Here is an 11,447-nt window from a genome sequence, read left to right as displayed (position 1 = left end):
AACTGCAGCTACTGCTCGCAGCCTGGACCGGCGCCTGCCCCACCTGCCACCGCGACATACCAGCACTCGCACCAACCTGACCAAGCCCTACTAGGCAGCCGATCAACTCATCTTCACCGGGGCGTGGGTCCAGGGCGGCACCAGCCGACAAGCTGCCGTCGCCCTGACCCACACCACCACCACGCCACGCACCAGCTGGCGCATCATGCGCACCCCGGCCACCCAGACACAGGCGCTGGCACCCGTACACCACCCGGACCGGGGTCCTCATCGCTCACCACGACAGTCTTCAGCTAACGCAGCATGAGGCGGTTTGAAGCCTCCCCCCGCAGGGCGACTCCGAAGGGCCACGAACCTTCATCTCTCGTACAGCGTCACTTCTGGGAATCGCTCCTACATGCAACTTCCTTTCATGTTCAGGACACACGTCAAGGAGAAATCCACCGAGTGGGTGGGCCCAGTGATCCCGCCCGGTGGCGTCCACTCTGGGCGGGTGGGCGCCACTCGGTGGAGCGGATGCCGGGCACGGGGGGCGCCCGCCCCCGGCCGGTGGGCTCCACAGAGTCAGGACCGGTCGGGAAGGGTGGAGAGGTAGGCGGGTGCCTTGCGGACCGGGTTGGCCCTCTCGAAAGCGTATGCGTAGCTGAGCAGCGTCGCGTCGCTGTAGCGCGTTCCGAGGAAGGAGACGCCGAGCGGCAGCGTGCCCTTGGCGTAGCCGGCGGGCACGGTGATGTGGGGGTAGCCGGCCACTGCGGAATTGCGGGTGGAGCTTTCGAAGGGGGTGGGGTCGAGCGCTTCGATGGTGGGGGTGGGGATGCTGGTGGCGGTGACGATGGCGTCGAGCCGGTGCTCGGCGAGGACGCTGTCGATGGCCTGGCGGGCCTGCCGGGTCGCGGCGTCGCGGTGCTTCCTGTGGGCCGGGGCGTTCACGTCTCCGTCAGTCTTGTCAGCCATCTCGAAGAGTTCCTGGCCGAACTTCGGCATTTCTATAGCGGAGTTCTGCTTGTTGAACTCGATGAGTTCGGTGAGGTTCTTGGGGTGGGGACCTGGGGTGGTGGCCAGGTAGGTGTTGAGGTCGTGCTTGAACTCGGTCAGTACGGCGGGAAGCATGTCCTTCTGCATCATGTCCTTCGAGTCGGCCACGTCCGCGCCTTCGACGATGGTTGCGCCGAGTGCTCGGAGCTGTTGGACGGTCGCTTCGAAGACGCGGTCCACGTCGGAGTCGATGCCGGTGTGGCCCTTGCGCCACACTCCGATGCGCTTGCCTCGCAGGGCGTTCGGGTCGAGTACGGTGCGGTAGTCGGTGGGGAGGGCGGTGTCGGCATCGGCGGTGTCGGCATCGGAGGCGTCCGAGCCGTGGATGGCCCAGAGCGTCAGGGCGGCGTCCGTCGTGTTGCGGGCGATCGGGCCAGCGGTGTCGTGGCGGTTGGTGATGGGGATCATGCCGCTTCGGCTGACCATGCCGAGGGTGGGCTTAACGCCGACGGTGGAGGTGACGCTCGCGGGGCACACGATGGAGCCGTCCGTCTCGGAGCCGATGGTCACCGCGGCCAGGGTGGCCGCGGCGGCGGCTGCGGAGCCGCTGGAGGAACCGCAGGGGCTGCGGTCGAGCACGTAGGGGTTGCGGGTCTGGCCGCCGGTGGCACTCCAGCCAGCCGTCTGCTCGGAAGACCGGAAGTTGGCCCATTCCGACATGTTCGCCTTGCCCAGGATCACGGCGCCCGCGTCGCGCAGTTTCTTGACCAGGAAGGCGTCCTGTGCCGGCTTGGAGTGCAGCAGGGCCGTGGAGCCGGCGGTGGTGGGCTGGCGGTCTGCGGTGTCGATGTTGTCCTTGATGAGGACGGGAATGCCTTCCAGTGGGCCGCGGACTTCACCGGTGCGGCGCAGGTCGTCGCTCTTGCGCGCGAGGTCCAGTGCGTCCGGGTTCACCGTGACGACGGCGTTGAGGCGGGGATTGAGGCGGTGGATGCGGTCCAGGTATGCCCGGGTCAGTTCCTCGGACGTCAGCCGCTTGCCCTTCATGTCCTCCTGGAGTTCCAGGATCGTGACGCGGTCCAGCCGCTTGTCCAGTCGTCCGTCGCGCTTCCCCCCGTTCTTCGGGGCGGCCGGGGCGGCTCCGTCGGCCGAGGCGGCCGGTCGCGGTCCGTCGTCCGGTGTGCAGGCCGCCAGGGGAACGAGCAGGCAGGCTGCCGATACCGCGATCACCGTGTGCCGTCGCGTGGTTCGAGTGAGCGAGCGCATCAGTTGCTTCTCCATAGAGGCGAGGGAAAGAAGGCCCTGTGTCCGTACAAAAGAGCCTATGAACGGCGTCTTTTCGGAACGACAGGGATGACTCCCCGTTCGGGAGTGGTGCGGACTACACCTCCTGAGGGGGTGTCCGATTTCCGCGTCACGCGTGAGGAGGGGGTGTCCGGCTCACTGCCGGACACCCCCTCCTCAGGTGCTCTCGCCGCTACGGGTCACTTCTTGCCGCTGGTCAGCCACACTCCCAGCGCCGATCCGACGAAGACGACGCCGGTGCCGACCCCGGCCAGGACCCTCGTGGTGCCGGTGTAGTGGGCGAAGGTGCTGACGTAGACCGCCGCCACCGTGGAGACGAAGAGCAGCAGCCAGAGCACGGGCTTCATCAGGGGTTCCTCCTGTTATGCGCCCCGGCGGCCCGATGGGCGGCAGGGGTGGGATCTCTTACGCCGTTCACCTTCTCCCCGCGCCCCGGTCGGCACATCGGACCGTCCCCCCGAACCTGAGGTGTAGCCCGCTACACCCATGCGGTGACGGACACGTCGCCGCACGGGACGGCCGTCCGGGACGCGGGTCAGGCGTTCAGGTAGGCAAGCACCGCGAGGACCCGGCGGTGACCGCTGTCGCTCGGCGGCAGGTTCAGCTTGGCGAGGATGCTGCCGATGTGCTTGCTGACGGAACGTTCGGTGATGAACAGGGTCGTGGCGATCGTGGGATTGTCCAGGCCCTGCGCCATCAGCCCGAGGACCTCCCGTTCCCGGGGGGACAGCGCGTCGAGCGGGTCCCGGCGGCTCATCAGCTGGGAGACGACCTCGGGGTCCAGCGCCGTTCCGCCCGCAGCGACGCGCTCCAGCGCGTCCTGGAATTCCTCGATGTGCCCCACACGGTCCTTGAGCAGGTAGCCGATCCCCGATGCGCCCTGTCCGAGCAGTTCAGCGGCGTAGCTCTCCTCGACGTACTGGGAGAGCACCAGGAGCGGCAGGTCGGGAACGAGTTTCCGGGCCTCGATGGCGGCACGCAGCCCCTCGTCGCGGAATCCGGGCGGCAGCCGGACGTCCAGGACGGCGACGTCCGGCCGGTGTTCCAGCAGGGCGGGGACAATCTCAGGCCCGCTTCCCACGACGGCCACGATCTCGTGCCCGACGTCCTCCAGGAGCAGAATCAGGCCCTCGCGGAGAAGGACGTTGTCCTCCGCGATCACGATCCGCACGGCAGCACCACCTCAATCGTCGTTCCGGAACCGACAGGGCTGTCGATCCTCGTCGTACCGTCCAGGGCGGCGACCCGTCGGCGTACCCCGGCAAGTCCGCTGCCCGAGGCGGAGCCGGGTGCGGCCCCGCCGCACCCGTCGTCCCGCACAACGACGCGCAGCGTGGGGCCGTCGTACCGGAGCGACACCTGAGCACGGCTCGCGTCGCTGTGCCGGGCGATGTTGGTCAGCGCCTCGGCGACGACGAAGTAGGCGGCCGCCTCGACGGCGGCGGGGGGACGGCGGTCGGTCTCGGGCAGGTCCAGGGTGGTGGGGATCGGCCGGCCCGCGGACAGGGAGCGGATGGCTCCGTTCAGTCCCCGGTCGGAGAGGATCGGCGGGTGGATACCGCGGATGACGGTGCGCAGTTGGACAAGTGCTTCGTCCACGGTGGTCCTGGCCTCGAGCACCATTCTCCGGGAACTCTGAGGGTCCTTGTCGAACCGACGGTCAGCCAGGGCCAGTCGCATGGCCACCGCCACGAGCTGCGCCTGGGTGCCGTCGTGGAGGTCGCGTTCGATCCGTCGGAGTTCCGCCTCGTGGGCCTGGAGGGCTCCCGCGCGCGAGGCGGTCAGTTCCTCGATCCGCCGGCCGGCGCCGGTCCACGTACCGAGCATGATCTCTGCGATCCGTGTCTCCAGCTTCACCGTGGCGGGGGCCAGCCAGAAGAAGAGGGCGGCGAAGAGCCAGACACACACCGCGGACAGGACGATCGCCTGCATCCAGGTGGTGAGGGGGGCCGCGAGGAGGGTGAGGGTTCCGCCGGGCAGGGTCCACCACCACAGCGGGATGGAGATCGTCAGCAGCAGACTGAGCAGCACTCCCAGGACGAGGACGGGAAGGACGAGCCCTACGATGCCGTGAACCAGCATCCATGCCACGTCCTTGCGGGTACTTGGGAACCGCAGCAGTTGGAGCGTCCGCTGGTAGGCATTGCCTTCGGGCGTCGGGTAGGGCCGGCGTACGGGGCGGCCGAGAACGCGTTCGGCGCGTCGGCGTTCGACATCGGCCAAGGCGCGCAACGGCTGCACCGCCCACGGAAGGATCGGCGCGAAGATCAGCGAGAAGCAGACGAGCGGCAACAGAACGTAACCAACCAGCGAAGGTAGAGCGGTGGCGAGTCCACCCAGCAGATACCTCGTGGATCGTAGGCTGTGGAGCACTCTTGCCTTCAGGTCCATGGAGCAAGACCGTACTTCACAGGGGTTCCCTTGTCATAAGTGCGCGCTCCACCTGGCAGGTGGAGCGCGCTACACCTCCGGTTCGGGGGAGAGACCGCTGCCGTCTGCTCGGCTTGCGCGATTACGTTCGGTACCCGTTCTGACCGATCGAGGGAACCGAAGGACCCATCATGCAACCGATGACGACGACCCGGGCCACGCCGTTCGCCGTGTCCCTGGAGGAGGTCTCCCAGTCCTATGGCGAGGTGACCGCGCTGGACCGGGTCAGCTGGGGGTTCCGCAAGGGCAGTCTCACCGCGATCATGGGCCCGTCCGGATCGGGCAAGAGCACCTTCCTGCACTGCGCCTCCGGCCTCGACCGGCCCAGCAGCGGAACGGTACGGCTTGGGGATCTGGACATGGGCGGGCTCCGCGAGACGGAGTTGACCCGGCTGCGCCGTGAACGGATCGGGTTCGTCTTCCAGGGCTACAACCTCATGCCCTCGATGGATGTCGAGCGCAACATCACCCTCCCGCTGTCCCTCGGGAACCGCCAGGTGGACAGGCGTTGGCTGGACAAAGTGGTCCACCGGGTGGGGATGGCCGACCACCTGGACCGGCTTCCAGCACGTTTGTCCGGCGGCCAGCAGCAGCGTGTGGCGGTCGCCCGAGCGCTTGTCACCCGCCCGGAGATCGTCTTCGCCGACGAGCCGACAGCCGCGCTCGATCCGAAGTCGGCCGAGCACGTCCTGAAACTGCTGCGTGACGCGGTCGACGAGATGGGGCAGACGGTCGTGCTGGTCACCCACGACCCGGTGGCGGCGGCCTGGGCCGACAGCGTCGTCTTCCTGAGCGGGGGCAGCATCGTCGACGAGCTCACGGCTCCCTCCGCCGCAGCCGTCCTGGCCCATTGGGGCACGCTGTGAGGCGCGGGATCGCCGCCGGAGTGGCGGCGGCACTGTTGTGCGCGGCTGCGTTGACGGGCGCGTTCGGGGTCCTGCTGGAGTCCGCACTACGGGCGCACGGATCGGCCGACCGCTATGAGCGCGCCGTGGCCGTCGTCGCCGCGAGCCAGCGCGTGGAGACCGTCCGGGACGACCAGACCGATGCCAGGCCGCTGGTGGAGCGGGCCCGGGTACCGGTATCGGTGGCGGACCGGGTACGCGCGGTACCGGGAGTCACCGAGGTGGTCGCGGACGTCTCTCTGCCGGTGGTCACCGCCGACGGGGCCGTGCGGACCGGCCGCGGCTGGGCTGCGACCGCGCTCACCGCTGTCGAATTGCGCGCCGGCCGGGCTCCGCAGGCAGAACACGAAGTTGCGATGGACTCCGGCGGCAGGGCCGTCGGTGACACCGTCCGTCTCCAGGTCGGCGGCAGGGCGCCGGAGCCCTACCGGGTCACCGGTCTGGTGGCCGACCGGTCCGCCGCAGGCCACAACGTCTGGTTCAGTCAGCGCACGGCACAGGTCCTCAGCGGCCGCCCCGAGCACGCGGACGCGCTGGTCGTGCTCGGCACGGAGAAGACGTCCGCCCAGTCGCTGCGGGCAGCCGCCCCCGGTCTCGTCGTCGCGACCGGCGCGGGCCGCGGCGACGTCGAGAACCCGGAGGTGGCGGCGGCACGACTCGACCTGATCGGCGTATGTGCGTCGATCGGCGGCGTCGCCCTCCTGGTGGTGCTGCTGATCGTGACGGGTCTCCTGGACATGTCCGTACGGGACCGGACCCGCGAGCTCGCGGTCCTGCGCGCCATCGGTGCCACCCCCCGGCAGGTCCGCCGGGTGATTGTCCGCGAGACACTCAAGGTCGCCGTACCGGCCTCGCTCCTGGGCGGTCTGCTGTCGCTGGGGCTCGGCACTCTGCTGCACCGCTTCATGGCCGAGCAGGGCGTCCTGCCCCAGGGGCTGGGGCTCGCTCTGGGACCGTTGCCCGTCGTCGGTGCCCTGGCTCTCACGGTCCTCACCGCAGTCGGTTCCGCCTGGCTCGCGGCACGACGCATCTCCGGGATCCGGCCGGCCAAGGCCGTGAGCGAGACCTCCACCGAACCGACCCGGCTACCGCGCTGGCGCATGGTCACCGGCCTGGTGTTCCTGGCCGTCGGTCTCGGTTCGGCCACCACCGCGTTCGCGTTCGGCGGACAGGTGGCGACCGCGGCCATGAGCGGACTCGTGATCTCCCTCATCTGGGCCGCAGCTCTGCTGGGCCCCTGGATCGCCCGCGCGGGAATCGTCGGCCTCAGCCCCATCATGCGTCTGCTGTTCCCGGTCCCGGGGCGGCTTGCCACCGACACGGCCACCGCCGCGGCCGTGCGACTCGCATCGGTCATCACCCCGATCGCGCTCGCCCTCTCCTTCGGCGCCAGCCAGCTGTTCGTGCAGACCACCGCGGTCAACGCCACCCGGACGCAGGCAGCCGCGGGTTTGCGCGCGGACCACGTCCTCGTCTCGAACGGGCCAGGCGTGCCCCGGGCCATGTACCAGGCAGTGAAAAAGACAGCCGGGCCGGGCACCGTGACCACGGTGAAACGCACCACCGTGGTGATGTCGGTCGCGGACCAGCTCCAGTCCCTACCCGCCCAAGGGGTGAAGGGCGCACTGTCGAACCTGGACCCAGGCGTGAAGGCGGGCTCGCTGAAGGGCCTGCGCGGCAAGAACACGGTCGCGCTCAGTTCGAACGTCGGCAGCACGGCCGACGTCGGTTCGACCGTGTCCCTCTGGCTCGGCGACGGCACCGTGATCCACCCCAAGGTGGTAGCCGTCTACGACCGGGGCCAGGGCTTCGGGGATGTCCTGCTGCCTCACGATGTGGTCGCCGCCCACGTCACCGACGCGGGCCACGACGACTACCTCCTGGTGAAGGGAGAAGCCGACCTGCGACCGGCGCTTGACCGTTTCCCCGGGACCCATGCCACGTCCGCCGGACAGTACAGTGCGGCTCTCACCGAGAAAGCCCGCCAGGAGGGCCTGCCCGGGCTGTTCGCAGTCGCGGCGATCTCCCTGTTCACCTTGATCGGCGTGGTGACCACACTGGCCGTCGCCACCGCGTCCCGCCGTCGTGAACTGGCTCTGCTCCGGCTCATCGGCGCGACCCGCGGCCAGGTTCTGGCGATGCTGCGGCTGGAGACCTGCCTCGTACTCGGTACGGGGGCCGCCGTCGGCTCTCTGGTCGCGGCGGTGACCCTGCTGACCTTCGGCGGCGCGGTGACCGGTCTGTCCGCGCTGTCGGTGTCCCCCTCGGTCTGCGCGGCCGTACTCGGCACGGTGTTCCTGTCGGGCACGGCAGCTGTCATGCTGCCCGCCCGCCAGCTGCTGCGCCGCCGAAGGTCTCCTCGAATCACGTAGCGGAACCAGATCCCGCCTCTCTCATGCTCCCCGTCCTCGGGCGGGGAGCACGAGAGGAGGGCCGTTCCTTCATGCGCCGCGACCGGAAGCCGGAGATCCTCGCGGCCTCTGGCAGGGCTCCGGTGGAAGCATTTGTGCCACAGACCCACAGCCCCGCCATGGAGGCCGAGGTCGACTTCGGTGACGTGACGGTGCGTCTGGCCGGCGAACTGGTGACCTGCTATCTCTTCTCACTTCGCCTGTCCTACTCAGGCAAGGCCGTCCACAGGGTCTTCGCTTCCTGCGGCCAGGAAGCTTCCGGCGGTCTCGGTGTTCGTCGCGCCGCGCATCGCCGATCCGGCTGAGCGGCTGTCGTACTGCGAGAACGCGATCCTGGACGCAGACTGCCAGACTGAGCTGGCCACTGAGCGGATCACCCAGCAGTACCTGCCGTGGGTCGGTGAGCCCTACCGGATCGTGCGGGACGAGGAGCTGTTCCGGCTGGCGGGCTACGGCACGTTCGACGCCTGGGGCCGTGCGCTCAACGGCCACAGCGGCGACTACATGAACAAGGTGATCCGCGTCGGCCCGGTCGTGCGGGCTCTGGCGTCGGTCACCCGGCGGCAGCTCAAGGAACAGCCGCTGCGCCCGCTGGTCTCGGTCCAGCGTGACCACGGCGACGACGCCGCCCGCGAATGCTGGAAGACCGCCGAAGCCGCTGGTGACCTCACCGAGCGCGGGCTGCGCGACGCCGCCGTCAAGTGCGGCTACAAAGTGAACTTGCAGCCCACCGGGCGCACCGTCCCGGCGCCACGTCCGCTCGAACCGGCCGGTGTCCTGAACCTCGGCAAGCTCAAGCGCCTCGCAGCCACCGAACCGGCCCACGCGCTCGCCCTGTGCCGGACACTGCGCGACGAACTCGACCTCCTGGAGCAGAAGCTGACCCAGGAGCAGCCGGACAGCGCCTCCCCGTAGAGACGCGGGCGGGGCCGGTGGCCGGTCCCGCCGTCCACGTCCCCCTCGACAACCCGGGCGCCGTGGGCCGGCTACTGGAGGCACTGCGGGAGGCGGGGGCGGTGGAGCAGGTGGCCGCATTGGCCGAACGAGCCATCGCGCAGCTCTCTCTCGATGAGCCCGGCGCCGTGGCCTGGCTGCTGGACAGGATGTGGGCAGTGGGGGCGGAGGAGCAGGTGGCCGCGTTGCTGGCCCGCGATCCCGCCGCCCACGTCTCCCCCGACGACCCAGGCGCCGTGGCCTGTCTGCTGGGGGCACTGCGGGAGGCGGGGGCGGAGGAGCAGGTCACTGTCCTGGCCAAGCGAGCCGCCGCCCAGTTGTCCGCCGACGACCCGGGCGTCGTGGCCTGGGCTCTGAATGAGCTGCGGGAAGCGGGGGCGAAGGAGCAGATGACCGCCCTGGCCGAGCAAGCCGCCACGCAGATCTCCGTCGACAACGCAGGCGCCGTGGGCTCGCTGTTGTGCAGGCTGCGGGAGGCGGGGGCGAAGGAGCAGGTCACCGTCCTGGCCGAACGGCTTCCTGCCGCAGGACTTCTCTATGTTCATCGAGATCGGGGACCACCGGAAGCGGTTCAAGTTCGGACGCGAACCTGATGGGCGCTCCGCTACCTCCTGGACATGGACAGACCTGGAGTGATCCGGGCACCGGTGTTCGATGGAGCGCACGGGACGGCCATCTGTTGGGCTACGGATCTACGAGGTAGGCCTTCTCGCCGTCAGCGGGGGCCGGGGCCTTGCCTGCGCACCCCATTTCGGCACAGGCCGGGGCAACCTGAGGCGTTTCTTCTGGATCAACCTGCTGCCCAGATGAGGATGACGGCGACGTGGAAGGCGGCGAGGTATTTGGTGACGGCCCTGTCGTAGGCGGTGGATACCCTGCGGGAATGAGCAACGCGATATGGGATGCCCTGGCAGCGACTCCCCTCCCGGAAGTACGGCGCCGCGCGGCCATCATGGACGAACTCGCCGAGGTCGAAACGGTGACGGTGACCGACGCACGCCGTCTGGCCTGGAACGACGGCGGCGGCCAGTCCGCGGTCTGGTACTTCGCGGAAGACGGCCGCGTGCTGCTGCTGACGTTCGACCACGAGTCGGACCTGAATCTGTACGCCGAGGAGGATTTCGCCCTCCAGGAGTCCTTCTACGACGGCGTCCCCGAATCCCTCGTCGCCCTCGTCCGCGACCGTCCCGAGAACTACGAGTCGCTGAACCTCACAGACTCCGCGACAGGCCGGACGATTCACTACGCAGGCGGTGTCTTCTGGTACGACGGCACGCGCTGGCACGTGTCCGACGGCCTGGCGGAGTACTGCCGCCGCGAGGACGCGGACCTCTTCGGCGAGTCCGGCTTCGACTACTGCCTGGACGCCTACCGCTTCGGCCAGGACTTCACCCCGGAGACCGTCGTGGCGATCCGCGACGAGGACGGTTATTACGAGGACGAGAAGGAGAAAGAAGCGGACCTGCCCGGCATCCGCGAAATCTTCACCCGGCACGGCTAGGACCGCCTTCCGAATCACTGGGCAGCCCAGATGAAGACGCCTGTGATGTGGACTTGAGCAGGCGGCGGCTAGACCTCGATGGAGGCGACGACGACCACGGTGCGCAGGGCGCTGACCCAGTACAGCAACCGGACGCGTGCGACGTCGTCGACGTACTGGCGCAGCTGCAGGCCGATGCTGTCGCCGGGGAGCGGTTCGCCGGCGGCGGGGTAGAACGCGGCGGTCGCGCTGTCGGTGGTCACCTCGGGGATTCTTCCGCACCCGCAGGCCCGCCCGGGAGCGATCCGGTGGTTGCTGACCTGTGCCAGTGAATGTTGATCGATTGCCACTGAAGAATGATCAACGTTGGTTTCTGACACCGAGGGTTGATCAGTCGGCGTACAGCAGGCGGGGGACGTGGTGGGGGCACCTGGCGGTGTTACATGCACTGCAGTCCCAAGTAGACACTGGGTGCTGCCGCCAGCGTCACACGGACCTCATCCGTCCCGGGAGCAGCAAAGCCAGCACGTCACTGGTTCACCGCGCCGAAGCGCTCGTTGTGGAAACGCCAGCTGGCGGTGCCGTCGTCGTAGATGGCCAGCATGAACTCAGCGACCGGGCTGCCGTCGGGAAACGACATGGCGAGCGCATTGCGGATTTGCGTGTAACAGGCCTCGGCCTGCTCCCAGTCCTCCTCGTCGTGAGCCCGCTCTTGCTCGGCGAAGAGGGGACGGAACGCCTCGAAGCCGGGAAGCGCCTCGACTTCGGCGTAAATCCAGGGCATATCGGTGCCGATCACGGTCAGGCGGGCGATCTCCTGGTCGCCGTGGTGGAGCCGCCAGATACTGTCGGTGGTCAGGTTCGGGTTGGTCACATCCCCATGATGGCGATCAGAAGCCGTTGCCATATCGATCATGGAGTCTGTCGATCGAACGGGAGTCTCGATCGGGTGATCGCGGGCCCTGCCCGGCATGAGAGCAGAGCCTG

At 68.8% G+C, this 11,447-nt stretch carries 12 protein-coding genes; 6 read left to right on the top strand and 6 right to left on the bottom strand.

What is annotated here, in order from left to right; genetic code table 11:
- Nucleotides 1-564: 564 nt before the first annotated feature.
- The 4 genes from ACZ68L_RS45580 to ACZ68L_RS45565 all read right to left on the bottom strand — a co-directional run bounded on the left by ACZ68L_RS45580 (nt 565) and on the right by ACZ68L_RS45565 (nt 4,671).
- Entirely contained in the window at nt 565-2,256 is a 1,692-nt protein-coding gene (locus tag ACZ68L_RS45580; RefSeq protein WP_469590623.1) for an amidase, read from the bottom strand.
- A gap of 203 nt (nt 2,257-2,459) precedes the next feature.
- Complete coding sequence (locus ACZ68L_RS45575; RefSeq protein ID WP_351086915.1) at nt 2,460-2,627, bottom strand: hypothetical protein; 168 nt, start codon at nt 2,625-2,627, stop codon at nt 2,460-2,462.
- A gap of 188 nt (nt 2,628-2,815) precedes the next feature.
- Entirely contained in the window at nt 2,816-3,451 is a 636-nt protein-coding gene (locus ACZ68L_RS45570; protein ID WP_351086913.1) for a response regulator transcription factor, read from the bottom strand.
- Nucleotides 3,439-4,671 (bottom strand): sensor histidine kinase, encoded by a 1,233-nt coding sequence (locus ACZ68L_RS45565; protein ID WP_469590616.1) that lies wholly within the window; start codon nt 4,669-4,671, stop codon nt 3,439-3,441. The genes ACZ68L_RS45570 and ACZ68L_RS45565 overlap by 13 nt, the downstream gene beginning before the upstream one ends.
- Nucleotides 4,672-4,850: 179 nt before the next feature.
- On the opposite strand from ACZ68L_RS45565, the gene ACZ68L_RS45560 reads away from it, so the two are divergent.
- The 6 genes from ACZ68L_RS45560 (at nt 4,851) to ACZ68L_RS45535 (ending at nt 10,481) form a co-directional block, all read left to right on the top strand.
- Complete coding sequence (locus tag ACZ68L_RS45560) at nt 4,851-5,576, top strand: ABC transporter ATP-binding protein (protein WP_469590614.1); 726 nt, start codon at nt 4,851-4,853, stop codon at nt 5,574-5,576.
- Nucleotides 5,573-7,987 (top strand): ABC transporter permease, encoded by a 2,415-nt coding sequence (locus tag ACZ68L_RS45555; RefSeq protein WP_469590612.1) that lies wholly within the window; start codon nt 5,573-5,575, stop codon nt 7,985-7,987. The genes ACZ68L_RS45560 and ACZ68L_RS45555 overlap by 4 nt, the downstream gene beginning before the upstream one ends.
- 71 nt (nt 7,988-8,058) lie before the next feature.
- Nucleotides 8,059-8,331 (top strand): hypothetical protein, encoded by a 273-nt coding sequence (locus ACZ68L_RS45550; protein WP_469590609.1) that lies wholly within the window; start codon nt 8,059-8,061, stop codon nt 8,329-8,331.
- Complete coding sequence (locus ACZ68L_RS45545) at nt 8,297-8,941, top strand: hypothetical protein (RefSeq protein WP_469590607.1); 645 nt, start codon at nt 8,297-8,299, stop codon at nt 8,939-8,941. The genes ACZ68L_RS45550 and ACZ68L_RS45545 overlap by 35 nt, the downstream gene beginning before the upstream one ends.
- A 17-nt stretch (nt 8,942-8,958) precedes the next feature.
- Entirely contained in the window at nt 8,959-9,573 is a 615-nt protein-coding gene (locus tag ACZ68L_RS45540) for a hypothetical protein (RefSeq protein ID WP_469590604.1), read from the top strand.
- Nucleotides 9,574-9,863: 290 nt separating this feature from the next.
- On the top strand, nt 9,864-10,481 hold the full coding sequence (locus ACZ68L_RS45535) for a hypothetical protein (RefSeq protein ID WP_469590601.1): 618 nt from the start codon (nt 9,864-9,866) through the stop codon (nt 10,479-10,481).
- Between the two features lie 68 nt (nt 10,482-10,549).
- Here the strand turns inward: ACZ68L_RS45535 and ACZ68L_RS45530 are convergent, their stop codons facing one another.
- Both ACZ68L_RS45530 and ACZ68L_RS45525 read right to left on the bottom strand, forming a co-directional pair.
- Nucleotides 10,550-10,723, bottom strand: a complete 174-nt coding sequence (locus tag ACZ68L_RS45530; RefSeq protein WP_469590626.1) for a hypothetical protein — start codon at nt 10,721-10,723, stop codon at nt 10,550-10,552.
- Nucleotides 10,724-10,989: 266 nt separating this feature from the next.
- On the bottom strand, nt 10,990-11,447 hold a 458-nt coding region (locus tag ACZ68L_RS45525), incomplete at its 5' end, for a hypothetical protein (RefSeq protein ID WP_469590599.1).

The organism is Streptomyces sp. NPDC104309 (assembly GCF_055584025.1).
This window is presented reverse-complemented; position numbering and strand designations above follow the sequence as displayed.